This is a genomic window from Nonomuraea cypriaca (assembly GCF_015645445.1).
GTDB lineage: Bacteria > Actinomycetota > Actinomycetes > Streptosporangiales > Streptosporangiaceae > Nonomuraea > Nonomuraea cypriaca.
The window spans coordinates 1-14737 of the sequence record NZ_JADOGI010000048.1; the positions used below are offsets into that span (position 1 = coordinate 1).

Here is a 14737-nt window from a genome sequence, read left to right on the forward strand (position 1 = left end):
GAGACAGACCCGGGCGCGCGACCAGGCGCAGGACGACGTCAACGCGCTGTTCCTGATCCTCGGCCTGGTCTCGCTCGTCGTCGGCGCCATCGGCATCGCGAACGTCACCCTCGTCACCGTCATGGAACGCGTCCCCGAGATCGGCCTGCGCCGCTCGCTCGGGGCGGCCAGGCGGCACATCGCGGGCCAGTTCCTGCTGGAGTCGACGCTGATCGGGCTGACCGGGGGCGTGATCGGGGCCGCCCTGGGGGTGATCACGGTCGTCGCCGTGTCCGCGGCCCGCCAGTGGACGCCCCTGCTCGACGTACGCCTCGCGGTCGCCGCACCGGTCGCGGGCGCCGTGGTGGGCCTGCTGGCCGGCCTCTACCCGGCGCTACGTGCCGCCAGGATGGAACCGGCGGACGCCTTGAGGTGAGCCTTCGGCTCCCGTACTTCCAAGGAGTTCACGCCGGCTCGCGGAGGCGGTAGAAGTGAACGTTCGTGGAGGCCGCCGCGTACTCAAGCCCCTGTTTGATGTCCTCGCGTTCGAGATCGGGGTAGTCCGACAAGATCTCATCGAAGGTCCGTCCGGCTGCGACGAGCCGAACTACCGTCTCCACGGTGATGCGCAGCCCTCGGATGGTCGGTTTGCCTTCGAGCTTGTCGAGCTCGACAGTGATCCGATCGAAGTTCATGGTGCCGCCCCTCACTCCCGATACTGTCAGCTCGCACCCGCGCCAGCGACCTGGACACCCGCGATGCCCGTGACTCACCGTTGAACGCTAGCTCATGGTCACATGCTCGTACCGCGCCGAGAAGGAGAAGGAGGAACGGCGATGAGCGAGTTCGTGAAGTGGTCCGACGCCAAGGCCAAGGTCCGCGAGCCGCGGGCTGAGCACGTCGAAGTCCAGCGACCCGCTCTCCTGATTCCGGTTGAACAGGGCGGCGTAGGTGAAGCCGTTCTGGAGCCGGGCGGTGTAGGTGTAGGTCCCCGGCAACCCCCCACTGTGCCAGGTGTTGAGGTGCCCCGTCACCTGGCGGACCCACAGACCGGCGCCATACCATGAGCCGCTCTCCGTGACGCCGATCTCGGGTTTGGCCACCATCCTGCCGATGGACGTCGCGTTCAGCACCGTGCCGGGGGCGTCGAGGATGCGCGCGAAGCGCACCAGATCCACCGCGGAGGCCAGCCAGCCGCCGCCCGGCCCGCGGTTCTCCATGCTGAAGCCACCGTACGGCGCCGGCACTATCGTGCCGGACGCGTCTGTGACGGTTTTGCTTGTCTGCGCCGACTCGTAGACGACCTCGCCGGGCGCGGCCTGCGCCTTGAGGGTACGGCCGAGCCGCAGGCGGGTGATGCCGACGGGCGCCAGGATCTTCTGCTGGACGTACGACTCGTAGGCCATGCCCGACGCCTTCTCGACGATCATGCCGAGCAGCATGTAGCCGTAGTTGCTGTAGGCGTACATGCTGCCGGGGGCGAAGTCGAGCGGGCGGCCGCAGGCGTACTGGATGATGTGGTCGCGCGTGATCGGCAGAGAGACGCCGAGCGATCTGGAGATGGTGTGGTCCATGTTGTACAGGTAGTCGCCCGAGATGTCGCGGTCCCACCCGCCCGTGTGCTGCAGGAGCCGCCACACCGTCACGTTCGCCAGCCGGGCGTCGGCCGTGGTCGAAAGCCCGAGCAGCGTGGCGACGGACGTCCCCAGGCTCAGCTTGCCGTCCTGCGCCAGCCGCATGATCGCCACCGCGGTGATGTGCTTGCTGAGGCTCGCGATGCGGAACAGCGAGGTAGGCGTGAACTTCGGCACGGAGGGGTCGTCACTGTAGCGGTAGGCCCTGGCCAGCACGAGCTTGCCGTTCTTGGTGATGGCCAGCTGCGCACAGGAGATCCCGCGCTCCACGATGTAGGTCTTCAGCACGTTGTCGAAGCCGACGAGCGCGGCCGGCGCCACCCCCGCGGTCTGGACCGTCGCGGCGAACGCAGGTCGGGAGGCTCCCAGAGCGAGGGCGGGTAATGTGGCACCCGCCACCAGCAGCCGCCGCCTGCTGAGGCCGTTCGTCCTGGACAGATGCGCCTCGTTTATCGTCATGACCAGATGTCTAGTGGATCATTGGCCTCGACGAACCGGATTCACCGGTATTGCCCCTCCTGCCCCACCGCGACCGCCCGTTCGGCGCGATCGTCCAAGGTTGCTGTCCAAGGGTCTGGTCGAGCGGCGGCGACCTGCTGGTGCCCGCACACAGGACGGGCTACTCCACAATCCGGTCGGGGAAATCCAGCCAAATGCGCTGCCCTTCGGGCGTCACCGTCATACCGAACCGGTCGCGACCGGGCTCGCCCCAACTCACCCACCGGAAATAGGCATCCACGACCTCGTCCCACAGGGGCCGGGTGCCCACCTGGTACAGCTTGTAATCCACGGTGCCCGGCCTCCAGTCCACCGCCGCCCACGAGTACGGGTCGCCGGGGTCGGACACCCACAGCCGATACAGGTCGCCGTCCTCGTCAGGTTCCGCACTGCCGTTGGAGGTGAGGCCGGTCAGCGCCGAAATGGCCAGGTCCGCGCCGGCCGGAGCGTAGGCGATCGTGCGCGGATCGACGCGGGTGGTGAGGTGGTGCTTGTCGTCGGGCCCGCGCGGCGGGCGGTCGGGCGTGCCGCGCTGCGAGCGCATCATCATGTACGAGGCGAAGCCCGGGAAGCGACCGACCGCGGTCCCGTCCGGCATGACCACGAGCCGCAACGCGTGGTTGGTGCCGAACCCGGGACAGTACGGCAGCACGATCACCGCGCCGGGCCGGGACTGCGCGACCCAGGCATAGGGCACTGTCCGGATGCCACACGTGACATGCACCCGGTCGAACGGTGCTCGCCGCGAGCATCCCGCCGCTCCGTCACCGACCACCAGATGCGGGTGGACGCCGGCGGCGGCGAGATTCTTGGCGGCCTGCTCGGCGACGGCTGCATCCACCTCCATCGAAGTGACCTCGCCGTGCTCGCCGACCAGCCGAGACAGCAGGGCGGCGGTCCAGCCGGTGCCTGTGCCGACCTCCAGCACCCCGTGGCCGGGGTCGGGATCCAGCAGGTTCAGCAGGTCGGCGACCGTGCTCGGAGCGGACGCCGAAGAGGTGTAGTCGCCGGCCATCTCGCTCAGGTCGGTGCCACCGTCGTCGAGTTGGGTGACGACGGTGGTGTCGGAGTAGACCGTGTCCCCCCAGAGGGCGGGGCCGGCGTCACGGTCGATCAGGAACGCGGTGCCGGTCTTGCGCGGCGAGACGAGGCCGACGTCAGGTATGAAAAGGTGCCGGGGCACCGCGCGGACCGCCTGCTTGACGACGTCCCTGATATCCCCGGCAGGGTCGAGGTCGGCGATCAGGCGATCCATCCGCGCGGTGACGTCCACTACTTCTTACCGCCCCTTGTCGTCGCCGTGCTTGCCGGAGCCTGTCTTGTTCTCGTCGTCGTTGCTGCCCTGGCCGCCCTGTTTGGGGTCGAGCGGCGTATCCTTGGGGCTCTCGGGGTCTTCGTGGCTGCCCACCCGCGATCTCCTTTGCTCCGCCTGGATGCATAACGTAACCGTACAATTACAGTTCGGATCGTGGAAGAAGCTTCCCGGCGACATCGACGTTCCCCGACCCCCAGACCACAGCGACGCTTGTTCATTTGCTGTTCGGGCTAACCCAAGTGCGCGTGGCGCTCGGCGTAGGCGAAGGCCAAGAACTCCTCCATCTCTTCGTCGTTCTCGAAGATGTCCGGCGCGGCGAGATCATCCAGGGGCTCGCTCGGGCGGGCACGCTTGGCCCTGACCAACTCCTCGGGAGAGGTCCTGGGGTGGGCAGGGCTCCCGCTCACGGCGACCTCCTCATCGTGGGCCTACTACTGGACCAGCCCTCGCTGATCGTCATACTAATAGTATGATGAGGTCATGAACGCTGCAGCCGCCAGTGCCATGCCCGACCGCGAGGAGCCTTCCCGAGCCGCGCTGTACGTCGCTCACGACGAGCCAGGCCCGAAGGTCAAGAAAGCCATCACCATGCCGGAGCAGCTTGCCGCCGAGATCGACACGCACGTCGGCCGCGGTGAGTTCTCCGCCTTCATGGCCAGAGCCGCCCAACACTGGCTGGCCCTGATGAAGACGGGCGAGATCGTGGATGAGTACGAGAGGCAGCACGGTCCCATCAGTGATGAGCGATTGGAGCAAGCGAGGCGTCGGTGGCACGACGCCTGAGGCGCGCCCAGTTCGCGGCTGCCGGGCCGCTGCTGGTGCTCGACGCCCAAGCCCTCTCGCTGCTGGCCGATAACCATGCCGACACCGTGGACCTGGCGGAAGTGTCCCGTGAGGATGGATATGCCGCGACCATCAGTGTCGCTACCCTCGCTGAGCAACGAAGGACCGGACAGGCGGCGGCCCGCATGCGCTGGCTCCGCTCCCGGCTGGTGATCGTGCCCGTCAGCGAGCAACTGGCCGACCTGGCGGCAGGGCTCCTGGAATGTGCCGGGCTCGACGGTCACAGCAACGTCATCGACGCGCTCGTGACCGCCACGGCGGCCTCCACCAACGCACCGGGCCGCCTGCTCACCGCCGACGGCTCCCATGTTCCGGCCCTGTGCAAGGCCGCTGTCGAGCTCGGGTCGCGGCAGATCCAGTGGCTGAAGGTATAGGAGGGGCCACCGGGCCGGTGACACGCCGAGGCGGAAGTTGTGCGGCCCGCCATATGGCCGGCGTGGAGCGGCGGGGCGGCTAGCCGTACGCCTGGGCGAGGCGGCGGCGGGCGACGGAGGTCAGGTAGGTGCCGAGGAGGAGCACGCGCAGGGCTCGTTCGGCGCCGTCGCTGAGGAACTCCGCGCCACGGGACATCGCCTCGGCGAGTCCCACCGGGGCGGGCAGGATGCTCGTGAAGGCGTCGATGCCACATCCATAGGCGAGGTGAGCGTCCGTGCCGATGGTGCCGGCCAGCGCGAGCACCGGCTTGTCATAGCGCTTGGCGCGCCGGGCCACCTCGGCGGGAATCTTGCCGCGCGACGTCTGGAAGTCGATCGCGCCCTCAGCTGTGAACACCAGGTCGGAACGGGCGAGCAGCCGGTCGAGGTCGACGTAGTCGAGGAGCACGTCGAATCGGGGAAGGAGGCGGGCGCCGAGCGCGGCGAGGCCCGCTCCGAGCCCGCCCGACGCGCCGGTCCCCGGGCCGGTACGGAGGTCGACGCCCCCGTGGCCCACGTCGCGCTCCAGCACGTCGGCCCACCGGCACAGTGCCTTGTCGAGCAGTTCGGCCTGCTCGGGCGTGGCACCCTTCTGCGGCCCGAACACCCGGGCCACCCCGCTCTCCCCGCACAACAGGTTCCAGGGGTTGCAGGCGACGAGGAGCTCCGTCCGCGACAGACGCGGGTCGAGCCCGGCGGGGTCGATACGGTGCAGCCGGGCCAGCGCGGCGCCACCGCGACCGATCTCCGCCCCGCCGGCGTCCTGGAGCCGCGCCCCGAGCGCCTGCAGGGCCCCCGCGCCGCCATCGGACGTGCCCGAGTCCCCACAGCCCACGAGGATCCGGCGGGCGCCCGCGTCCAGCGCCGCCGTGATGAGCTCACCCACCCCGTACGTGGTCGTACGGCCCGGGTCGCGCTCGTCACCCGGTACCAGACGCAGCCCGGCGGTGGCCGCCATCTCGACCACGGCCGTTCGCGGCCCCGGGCCGCCCATGATCGCGAAGTGCGACCGCACCCGCTCCCCCGTGGGGCCGGTGGTGACACGCTTGACGAGATGCCCGCCGGTGGCCTGGGCAAGAGCGGCCGCCGTGCCCTCGCCGCCGTCAATGAGCGGGACCATGTCGATCGCCGCGTCCGGCACGACCCGGCGTACCCCGCGGGCGATGGCCTCCGCGACCTCCTCGGCCGTCAGCGACTCCTTGAAGCCGCTCGGGGCGACGACGATGCGCAGCATGATTCTCCTTCAGAGGGAAGTTGCGGAAGATCAGTGGATCGGCAGGCCGAGGTGCGGCCACACCATGAGGGCGAAGAGGAGGACGAGTCCGGCCGTGAGCGGCGCCAGCAGGGCAGCCACGCCCAGCAGGTCACGAGGGGTGTAGGTCGTGACGCCGTCGACCTGGTGGAAGAGCGCCACCGGCTTGGCCGACGACGGGAGCGTCTGGCAGAAGCCGGCGGCAGCGGTGGAGGCGAACGCCGCAGCGGCCGGAGAGACCCCCGCTCCGGACGCGGCGGCGATCACCAGCGGGACGAGCACGCTCGACCGGGCCGAACGTGACTGCAGGACCAGATGGGCGGCGGTGCTCAAGGCGATGACGACGCCGAGGAACATCCAGGCCGGCAGCGCGGCTCCCCGACCCGGTTCGAACAGGCCGTCAGTGATCCAGGCCGCCGCACCGGACGTGGTCAGCGCGGCGCCCATCGCCATCGTGGCCGCCATGAAGAGCAGCATCGGCCAGGGAACCGTGGCGAAGGAGTCGCGCAGCCGGACGGTCCCGAGCCCCGGAGAAGCGGTGACGAGCGCGCCGACGCAGGCGACCACGGCCGGGGGGACACCGTGCAGGGGCTCGCTGCACCACAGTACGACGATCACGGCGAGCAGCGTGGCCGAGCGCGTCTGGGCCTCGCTCAGCCGCCCGGTGACCGGCGTTTTCGTGGCCTCGCCGATCGATTCGGCGGTGATGCGCACCGGCCCCTTCCGGTCCGCGCGCCGCGTGGTGAGCAGCAACACCAACTCGGCCGCGAGGTGCGAGGAGACGATGGCGAGCGGCACCCCCAGCAGCAGCCACTGAACGAAGTCGATCCGCTGCCCGGTGGTGTGGGCCAGCATCTCGATCGAGATGAGGTGCGCGCCGGCCCCGATCAGTGTGGCGACGGCGGACAGCAGGATCACCGTGGGAAAGATCAGGGCCAGCGCGAGGACGACCCGGCGGCGCTCCCCGAGCGCTCGCGCGAGGGCGAGGAAGATCGGCAACGCCAGCGCCGCCCGCCCGGAGGTCGCCGGGATCGCGAACGCGCTCACCACCAGCGCGGCGGTCGTGAGGTGGGCGAGTTGCCGAACGCTCCTGGCGCCGGCCACGAGGAACGCGCCGGCCCGGGTGGCGAGCCCGGAGCTGGAGACCCCCGCCGCGATCACGAAGGCGAAGATGAGCAGCCAGATCGTCGGATCGCCCAGGCTGCCGAAGAGCACCTCGACCTCCAGGACCCCGGTGACGACCAGGACGAGACCGGCGCCCAGCGCGACGAACGTGTCATCGACCGAGGTGAACATCCACAACAGCGTCGCGACAACGAAGACCGCCAGGGTGATGCGTCCGCCTGTGGCCAGGTCGGTGGCGCCGAACCCGATGGCGGCGCAGGCCGCGATGGCAACGCCGCCGACGAGAATCCGCCGCCTCGTACGTCTGGCCGCCGATCGGTCCTTGCCTTCCGGCCCGCCGGCCGTGGATGACCGATCGCCCGGAGAGGTGGACCCTGCCGCCGTCGTCGCCTCTGCCACGGAACCCCCATCTGCCGTAACGCACTGATTGCCCGATTGGTCCAGCGTGGGGACGGGCGGTTAGGCGCAGATGAACCGTCTATGAGAGGGTCTTCATCTTCGGGACCGCGCGGCCCTGGCGACGCCTGGAGCGGCGCGCGTCGTCAGTCGTCACCCGAGTCATGGAAGTCACCGGAGTCATCGTCGGAGTCGCCGTCGTCGTCCTCATGGGCCGAGGGCGACACGGGCGCGACCGGTCGCTGCGGCGCGGGCGTGGCTGAGGGCGCCGCACTGGATGCCGGCGTGACGGGCGGCGATGCGGTGGTTGAGGGCGATGTGCTCTGCGTGGGGCGGGGGTTCGCAGGCGTGCCGACTGGGGTGGCGGGCTCACTGGTGACCTGCACGCTCGCCGGGGTCTCCGGGCGGCCGGCGGAACCGGACAGAGCGTGGCTCATTGCGGCAACCCCCAAAGGGAACGCGACGATTCCCCCCAGAACTGCCATGCGTCGCAGAAGGCTCATGCTTCTTAGTGTTCGGGTCGGATACCGCCCAAACGATGAGTCACAGATGAAAAGGCTCTCATCTTCACCCAGGTACGGAAGGGGCTGAGCCCGGCGGGTCAGGAGCTGGTGGGGAGGGTGGCCTCGACGCGGAAGCCGCCGTTCTCGTCCTTGCCGGCGTCCAGGGTGCCGCCGGCCAGTTCCACCCACTGCCGCAGTTCGAGAAGGCCCGTTCCCGGGTCGGCGGCGGGGCGTACGACGGCGGGGGTGGCGGTGTTGCTGACGGTGACCTGGACGGCGCCGGGCAGGTAGTGGATCAGGACCCGCGCGTCCGCCCCGGGCGCGTGCTCGCTGACGTTCGTCAGCGCCTCCTGCACCACCCGGTACGCCGTCCGCCCCACAGCACCCGAGGTGGGCGTGGGGGTACCGGTCACCACCAGCTCCACAGGAACCCCGGCGCAGGCGAACTCGGTGACCAACGGGCGCAGGTCGGGCAGCGGCAGCCCCAGGTCGAACCCCTCCCCGGTGCCGCGCCGCAACAGCGCCACCATGTGCCGCAACTCGTCCAGCGCCGCGCATCCCGTCGCGCGCAACTCCTCGGCCGCCGCCCGCGTACGCTCGTCCCCCGACTCCCGCGCCAGCGATCCGGCCCTCAACACCATCCGGCTCACCCGGTGGGTGACCACGTCGTGCATCTCACCGGCCAGCCGCTCGCGCTCCACCCGCTCGGTCCGCTCCGCCAGCGCCGCGCGCAGCCGCCTGCCGGCCGCCACGTACTTCCCGTACAGGGCGGCCAGGGCGATCACCGTCTCGGTGCGGAGCACGACCGGGCCCGTGCCCGGCCACTCGGCGAGGAGCAGCACCGCGAGGGCGAGCGTCACCACCGGCATCCACTGGAGCGGCCCGCGATGCCGGTCGGCCGCGAACGCCATCGCTCCGTACACGGCGAATCCGGACGCGGGCGGCCACACCGGCACGCCTGCCAAGGACGGCACGACGGACGGCGCGAGCACGGCCAGCACGGGCAGCATGACCGCGGTGCCCGCGCCGATCCAGGCCACGGTCAGCGGCGCCCGCCGCATCCACAACAGCGGCACCGCCGCCGCGAGCAGGATCACGAGGACCGGCGCCGCGAAACCGCTCGCGACCGTCAAACCTGCCGCGACCAGGACCGCGACCGCGTCGACAGGTCGGGGGCGGGCACCGTCCACCGGCTCATCGTACGATCACGGGCCTGTCGTGCCCAGCCCGATCAGACCCTGGTGATGCGAACCGCGTCGGCGATGACGTAACCGGTCGTCGAGGTCCAGCGGCTCACCCCGACCACGTTGTACGTCCCCGCCGCCAGCGAGTACGTCCCCAGCACCCGCCACTGCCCACCACCCGAGCGCTGGTCCACCACGACCGTCTGGTTCCCGCCGGAAGCCGCGACGATGTACGGCGTCGCGCTGTTGTACCCGGCGTTGCCCGGATACCACACCTCGACCCGATGACTGCCCGCACTCGGAATGGCCGCACGGAACCAGGCGGGATCGCTGGCCGCGACCGGGTCGGCGAAACGGTAGTCGGTGCCGTGGAGCTGCGCAGAATACGTGGAGGTGCCCCAGTTCGCACTGGCGGTGAAGCCGGCGCCGACGTTGTCGATCACCACGCTGAACGTGCCGCCCGACCCGCCGGGAACCCTGCCCGCGCTCGGCGAGCTCTCCTGGTGCGTCCTGTTGAGCGCGCTCACGTAGTAGGTCTGCGTCCCGGCGCCTGAGGCGTCGGTGAACGACTTCTGGCGGGTGGTGCCGATCAGGTTCCTGGCGTCGGCGAAGAAGCACGGGTCGGCGGCGGAGGGGGAGCCGTCGACGCGGTAGACGGCGTACGCGGTGCCAGAGCCGGTCCAGGAGAGCTGGACGCCGTTCGAGCCCCTGGTCGCCGAGGTGATCGAGGGCACGGCCGGCGCGGCGGCGGAGCCGCGGGCGGGCAGCAGCGCGGGGCGGGTGTAGTGGGCGTTCATCAGCCTGGTGAAGGACCCGATCCGGTCCGCCTTGACGTCCTTGGCGCTGAAGAACACGTCGCCGACCACCTCGGGATGCTTCCTGTTGTCGGTCAGGTGGTCGCTGAGCTCGTTCGGGTCCTGCCAGGCGGCGTCCTCACCGGAGGCGCCCTGGCGGTAGGCGGCCTGGCCGACGACGAGTTGCACGCCGGTGCCCCGTACCACGTCGGACCACCAGGCGGTGAGCACCTCGTAGGCGGCCGTGGAGAACCCGATGTGCCAGTAGATCTGCGGCGAGATGTAGTCCACCCAGCCCTGCTTCACCCACTGCCGGGTGTCGGCGTAGATCGAGTCGTACGACTGCAGCCCCGAGGTGCGTGAGCCGAGCGGGTCGGTGCCGGAGTTGCGCCAGATGCCGAACGGGCTGATGCCGAACGTGGCGTGCGGCTTGGCCGCGTGGATGCGCTGGTCGAGCTCGCGTACGAGCCGGTTGACGTTGTCGCGCCGCCAGTCCGCGATGTTGCCGAACGAGCCGCCGTACCGGGTGAAGGTGGCGGAGTCCGGGATGCTCTGCCCGCTCACCGGATACGGGTAGAAGTAGTCGTCGAGGTGTACGCCGTCCACGTCGTACCGGGAGACGGCGTCCATGATCGCGTCCTCGATGAAGGCGCGGACCTCGGGGATGCCCGGGTTGTAGTACAGCTTGCCACCGTACGCGAAGCGCCAGTCCGGGTGCTGCCGCGCCGGGTGCGTGGACACGAGCCTGCTGACGTCGTCGTGGTTGGCGACCCGGTACGGGTTGAACCAGGCGTGGAACTCCAGGTTGCGGGCGTGGGCCTCGCTGACCATGAAGGCCAGCGGGTCGTAGCCGGGGTTGCGGCCCTGGGTGCCGGTCAGCCACTGGGACCAGGGCTCGTACGACGAGGGCCAGAACGCGTCGGCCGTCGGCCTGACCTGCACGACGACGGCGTTCATCCTTTTCTGCACGGCGAAGTCCAGCCAGGCGCGGAATTCGGCCTGCTGCGCCGACACGCTCAGCCCGGTGCGACTGGGCCAGTCGATGTTCGCGACCGAGGAGATCCACATGGCCCTGAGCTGCCGCTTCGGGGTCGCGGGATCGATCGCGCAGGCCGCCGCGGCGGCGGAGGAGGTGGGGGCCACGATGCTGAGGAGTGCGGCGGTGAGCGCCGCCAGGACGGTACGCAGGAGCGCGGTCACGAAAGGAAGTTTCAGTGCGATCGGACCAAAGCGCAATAGTTTTCACGGGCCCAATCTCAGCGGCCACTCCCTATCGCATTTCCAGGAGAAAAGTTTCACCTAACACCGAACTGATGTCAATTGTCGACATTGAGTCAGAAGGTGCCGTACGGTGCTGCCGATACCCAAAACGAGGAGCACCCATGACTCTCGCCCGCACGCGATTAGCCGCCCTCGCCACCTCGATCCTCGCGGTTTTCCTGATCGTCGCAGGTCAACCCGCACTGGCCACGGCCAAGGAGCCCGCGCTGCCGGCGGCGTTCGCCAAGGCGGCGGCCGCCCACGACGTACCCCGTGACCTGCTCGTGGCCCTCGCCTACGCCGAGACCCATCTCGACGGCCACAACGGCGAGCCCAGCGGCAGCAACGGCTACGGCGTGATGCACCTGGTCAGCAACCCCACCAACCACTCGCTCGAGAAGGCCGCCGAGCTGACCGGCCTCTCCGCCGACCAGCTGCGGACCGACGACGCGGCCAACATCCTCGGCGGCGCGGCCGTGCTGCGCGCCCACGCGGACGGCATCGGCCTCGACGAGACGGCCAGGAAGGACGTCGGCCGCTGGTACGAGGCGGTCGCCAAGTACGGCAACGCCTCCTCGCCCGAACTGGCCCGCCTCTACGCCGACGCCGTGTACGAGAACCTCGGTCTCGGCGTCAACGCCCGGGGCGTGCAGGTCAAGCCCCAGGAGGTCACCGCGGACCGCGGCGAGTACGCGGAAACCCGCGACCTGAACTCCAGAGCCGACGCCGGGATCCTCAGCACCGACTACGGGCCTGCGGCCTGGGTGCCGGCCAACTCCGGTAACTACCGGGTGTCCAGCCGCGAGACGAGCTACAACATCGACCGGGTGGTCATCCACGTCGCCCAGGGCTCGTACGCGGGCACCATCTCCTGGTTCCAGAACCCCAGCGCCAACGTCTCCTCGCACTACGTGATCAAGTCGTCCAACGGCGCCGTCACCCAGATGGTGCGGGACAAGGACGTCGCCTGGCACGCGGGGACCTACAACAACCGTTCCATCGGCATCGAGCACGAGGGCTTCGTCGCCGACGCCTCGTGGTTCACCGACGCGATGTACCGGTCCTCCGCGGCGCTGGTCAAGCACCTCTGTGACAAGTACGGCATCCCCAAGACCAGGACTGGCATCGTCGGTCACAGCGAGGTCCCCGGGGCGACCCACACCGACCCGGGCCGTAACTGGAACTGGACCACGTTCATGAACTACGTGACCGGCGGCGGCACCACTCCGCCGACGTTCACGACGACCGTGGACAACGCCACGGCCGGTCAGTTCACCGCCAGCGCCAACTGGGGCACCTCCACCTACTCCACCCAGCGCATCGGCGCCGACTACCGCTTCGCGGACCCCGTCGCTTCCAGCGACCCGGCGTGGTACTCGGCGACGATTCCGGCCGCCGGGACGTACCGGGTGGAGGTCTATCATCCGGCTGATCCGGGATACAGCAGTTCGGCGCCGTACATCGTGGCGACGTCGAGCGGCAACCAGACCGTCTACGTCGACCAACGCTCGGGCGGAGGCGCCTGGCGCAGCCTGGGCACGTTCGCACTCAACGCCGGCACGTACAACGTGGTCGGTGTGAGCCGCTGGACGTCCGGCGTCGGGCTCGTCATCGCCGACGCCGTCCGCATCAGCCGGTAGAGATCCCTTCCGTACGGCCCGCGCCCCGACCCGGCGCGGGCCGTACCCATGGACGGCATGCGATCGCCGAAGCGGCGGTCAGGCCGTGGCGCCGCCGTCGACCACGTGGTCCTGGCCCACGACGAAGCTCGACTCAGGTGACGACAGCCACAGCACCGCGGCCGCGACCTCCCCGGGCGTGGCGACGCGGCCGATCGGCAGCCCGTCCTTCATGCGCGCGTCCCGCTCCTCGGTGGTCTCTCCCGGCCGCGTCGACATGGGCGAGTCGATGGGACCGGGGCTCACGGCGTTGACGCGTACGCCGTCGGCGATGTGGTCGCGGGCGGCGGTGCGGGTCAGGAAGCCCACCCCGGCCTTGGAGGCGGCGTACGCGGCCGCGCCCGGCAGCCGCCAGTGCGCGCCGAGGTTGGAGGCCATGTTGACGACGACGGCGCCGCCGCCGTGCGCGCGATCGGCAGGAACACACCCTTGAGGTTCACCGCGACCACGTCGTCCCAGGTGTCCTCGTCGTAGTCGGCCAGCGGCGCGACCATGCCGAAGACGCCGGCCGCGATCGGTCAAGAATTATCGGCTGGCGGCTACTTCGGTGCCCGCAGCAGCCCCAGGCTGTCCTGGTCGCCGCGGCGCCGGATGACCTCGTTGATCGCCTCCGTCACGTCCCGCTTGCTGTAGGCGCCCTCGGGCACCTCGTTGAGCAGCGCCAGCACGTCGGCGGGCACGCGTACGTGCTCGGACACCTGCCCGTACACCTCCCGGATCGCGACCCGGTCCCGTCCCTGGAAGACCTCGTCGATCGCCTGCTGCAACTCGTCGAGCACGGCGTGGTCGGTCATGTCAGCATCCCCTTCGCGGTAAGCAAGTCCGTGATCTGCTCCATCACCAGGCCGACCGGCACGTCCGTCACCCACGACGGGTCGTGCGGGCAGCGCGCGACGTCCGGGTCCACGCCGCTGGCGCCGCACACCGGGCACGCCGTGGTCCAGGAGATCAGCGGCCGGTGCCGGGTCCTGGTGAGCGGTCCTGCGTTGATCAGGTTGCCGCACCAGTACACCGCCACCGTGGGGGTTCCGACGGCGGCGGCCAGGTGGCGCGGGCCCGTGTCGTTGGCGACCACCAGGTCGCAGCGCTCATAGAGCGCGGCCAGGCCGCCGAGGCCGAGCGTGCCGACGACGGGGGTCGCGGGCCGGCTCATCGCCGTGACCACCCCCATCACCAGGTCCTTCTCCGCCCGGGTGCCGGTGACGGCGATCGGGCGGTCGATCCCGTCGGCCACCTCGGCGAAGCGCTCGACGGGCCACCGGCGCCGGGGATCGTTCGCGCCCGGATGCACGGCCACCAGACCACGCGGTGGCTCGCCCAGAACGGCGGCCAACTCGGCGCGATCCGCGGCGGTGACCGCCACGGGCGCTTCCTCCAGCCCGTCACCGGCCCCGCCGACCAGCGCGGCGACCTGCAGGAAGCGCAGGGTCTCGTGGTGGTAGGACGTGTACGGCACCCATCGGTCCAGGCTCGCCGCCCCCGGAGCGCGCAGCCCGGCCGTCACCCGGGCCCCCAGCCGCCGCACGAACGGGTTGGAGAAGCGCCCTCCCCCGTGGATCTGCACCACGAGGTCGAACCGGCGCTCACGCAACTCCTCGCACAACTCCTCCGACGGCGGATGCCCGGCTTCCTGCGTGGACACGCCCGAGATGGGCGGCAGCGCCACCACGTCGTCCACGGGCCCCGGACGGCCGGTGAGGAACTCGGCGTGCCACGACGTGCCGAGCAGGGTGAGACGGGCGTCCGGATAGGCGCCCTTGAGCGCCTCCAGCGCCGGGACGGCCATCAGGTAGTCGCCGACGGCGTTCGCCCGCAGCACGGCGATCCGCGCTACACCCTCGACCACCGAAGAGCCCCGCATA

16 protein-coding genes are annotated in these 14737 nt (G+C 70.3%); 4 read left to right on the top strand and 12 right to left on the bottom strand.

All coding sequences use genetic code 11. The annotated features are described in order from the left end of the window. Window positions 1-415, top strand: a 415-nt coding sequence (locus ITP53_RS17885; RefSeq protein ID WP_195896537.1) for an ABC transporter permease, incomplete at its 5' end; no start/stop codon positions are given. Window positions 416-443: 28 nt separating this feature from the next. Here the strand turns inward: ITP53_RS17885 and ITP53_RS17890 are convergent. From ITP53_RS17890 to ITP53_RS17905, 5 genes are all read right to left on the bottom strand, one after another. Beyond that, window positions 444-674 carry a DUF433 domain-containing protein gene (locus tag ITP53_RS17890; RefSeq protein ID WP_195896538.1) on the bottom strand — a complete coding sequence of 77 codons (231 nt, stop codon included), beginning with the start codon at window positions 672-674 and terminating at the stop codon, window positions 444-446. A gap of 87 nt (window positions 675-761) precedes the next feature. Continuing rightward, window positions 762-2072 (bottom strand): serine hydrolase domain-containing protein, encoded by a 1311-nt coding sequence (locus tag ITP53_RS17895; RefSeq protein ID WP_195896539.1) that lies wholly within the window; start codon window positions 2070-2072, stop codon window positions 762-764. Between the two features lie 160 nt (window positions 2073-2232). Continuing rightward, on the bottom strand, window positions 2233-3384 hold the full coding sequence (locus ITP53_RS17900) for a methyltransferase domain-containing protein (RefSeq protein WP_328814876.1): 1152 nt from the start codon (window positions 3382-3384) through the stop codon (window positions 2233-2235). A gap of 6 nt (window positions 3385-3390) precedes the next feature. Then, complete coding sequence (locus tag ITP53_RS59310) at window positions 3391-3519, bottom strand: hypothetical protein (protein WP_268961067.1); 129 nt, start codon at window positions 3517-3519, stop codon at window positions 3391-3393. Between the two features lie 137 nt (window positions 3520-3656). Beyond that, window positions 3657-3833, bottom strand: coding sequence for a hypothetical protein (locus tag ITP53_RS17905; RefSeq protein ID WP_195896540.1), 177 nt, complete (start codon window positions 3831-3833; stop codon window positions 3657-3659). A gap of 73 nt (window positions 3834-3906) precedes the next feature. On the opposite strand from ITP53_RS17905, the gene ITP53_RS17910 reads away from it, so the two are divergent. Beyond that, entirely contained in the window at window positions 3907-4209 is a 303-nt protein-coding gene (locus tag ITP53_RS17910) for a hypothetical protein (protein ID WP_195896541.1), read from the top strand. Beyond that, window positions 4194-4643, top strand: coding sequence for a hypothetical protein (locus ITP53_RS17915; RefSeq protein WP_328814879.1), 450 nt, complete (start codon window positions 4194-4196; stop codon window positions 4641-4643). Before ITP53_RS17910 ends, ITP53_RS17915 begins: the two co-directional genes overlap by 16 nt. A gap of 79 nt (window positions 4644-4722) precedes the next feature. Here ITP53_RS17915 and ITP53_RS17920 read toward each other — a convergent pair whose 3' ends face one another. The 4 genes from ITP53_RS17920 to ITP53_RS17935 all read right to left on the bottom strand — a co-directional run bounded on the left by ITP53_RS17920 (window position 4723) and on the right by ITP53_RS17935 (window position 11136). Continuing rightward, window positions 4723-5916 carry a glycerate kinase gene (locus ITP53_RS17920; protein ID WP_195896542.1) on the bottom strand — a complete coding sequence of 398 codons (1194 nt, stop codon included), beginning with the start codon at window positions 5914-5916 and terminating at the stop codon, window positions 4723-4725. A 30-nt stretch (window positions 5917-5946) separates the two neighbouring features. Then, complete coding sequence (locus ITP53_RS17925) at window positions 5947-7458, bottom strand: SLC13 family permease (protein WP_207756083.1); 1512 nt, start codon at window positions 7456-7458, stop codon at window positions 5947-5949. Between the two features lie 598 nt (window positions 7459-8056). Further along, window positions 8057-9148 carry a sensor histidine kinase gene (locus ITP53_RS57600; protein WP_195896543.1) on the bottom strand — a complete coding sequence of 364 codons (1092 nt, stop codon included), beginning with the start codon at window positions 9146-9148 and terminating at the stop codon, window positions 8057-8059. 41 nt (window positions 9149-9189) lie between these two features. After that, on the bottom strand, window positions 9190-11136 hold the full coding sequence (locus ITP53_RS17935; RefSeq protein WP_195896544.1) for a family 10 glycosylhydrolase: 1947 nt from the start codon (window positions 11134-11136) through the stop codon (window positions 9190-9192). Window positions 11137-11318: 182 nt separating this feature from the next. Here ITP53_RS17935 and ITP53_RS17940 point away from each other — a divergent pair, with 182 nt between their 5' ends. Continuing rightward, entirely contained in the window at window positions 11319-12836 is a 1518-nt protein-coding gene (locus ITP53_RS17940) for a golvesin C-terminal-like domain-containing protein (RefSeq protein ID WP_195896545.1), read from the top strand. A 78-nt stretch (window positions 12837-12914) separates the two neighbouring features. Here ITP53_RS17940 and ITP53_RS17945 read toward each other — a convergent pair whose 3' ends face one another. The 3 genes from ITP53_RS17945 to ITP53_RS17955 form a co-directional block, all read right to left on the bottom strand. Beyond that, a complete protein-coding gene (locus ITP53_RS17945) occupies window positions 12915-13253 on the bottom strand; it encodes an SDR family oxidoreductase (protein ID WP_236050929.1) in 339 nt (112 codons plus the stop codon). A gap of 161 nt (window positions 13254-13414) precedes the next feature. Continuing rightward, window positions 13415-13669, bottom strand: a complete 255-nt coding sequence (locus ITP53_RS17950; RefSeq protein ID WP_195896546.1) for a hypothetical protein — start codon at window positions 13667-13669, stop codon at window positions 13415-13417. Continuing rightward, window positions 13666-14736, bottom strand: coding sequence for a glycosyltransferase family 9 protein (locus tag ITP53_RS17955; protein WP_195896547.1), 1071 nt, complete (start codon window positions 14734-14736; stop codon window positions 13666-13668). The genes ITP53_RS17950 and ITP53_RS17955 overlap by 4 nt, the downstream gene beginning before the upstream one ends. Window position 14737 lies beyond the last annotated feature (1 nt).

What these genes read in the sequence shown, in the direction of transcription:
- ITP53_RS17955 (WP_195896547.1), bottom strand. Translation starts at nt 14,736, where the DNA reads ATGCGGGGCTCTTCGGTGGTCGAGGGTGTAGCGCGGATCGCCGTGCTG.
- ITP53_RS17945 (WP_236050929.1), bottom strand. Translation starts at nt 13,253, where the DNA reads ATGGCCTCCAACCTCGGCGCGCACTGGCGGCTGCCGGGCGCGGCCGCG.
- ITP53_RS17920 (WP_195896542.1), bottom strand. Translation starts at nt 5,916, where the DNA reads ATGCTGCGCATCGTCGTCGCCCCGAGCGGCTTCAAGGAGTCGCTGACG.
- ITP53_RS17895 (WP_195896539.1), bottom strand. Translation starts at nt 2,072, where the DNA reads ATGACGATAAACGAGGCGCATCTGTCCAGGACGAACGGCCTCAGCAGG.
- ITP53_RS17910 (WP_195896541.1), top strand. Translation starts at nt 3,907, where the DNA reads ATGAACGCTGCAGCCGCCAGTGCCATGCCCGACCGCGAGGAGCCTTCC.
- ITP53_RS17940 (WP_195896545.1), top strand. Translation starts at nt 11,319, where the DNA reads ATGACTCTCGCCCGCACGCGATTAGCCGCCCTCGCCACCTCGATCCTC.
- ITP53_RS17950 (WP_195896546.1), bottom strand. Translation starts at nt 13,669, where the DNA reads ATGACCGACCACGCCGTGCTCGACGAGTTGCAGCAGGCGATCGACGAG.
- ITP53_RS17890 (WP_195896538.1), bottom strand. Translation starts at nt 674, where the DNA reads ATGAACTTCGATCGGATCACTGTCGAGCTCGACAAGCTCGAAGGCAAA.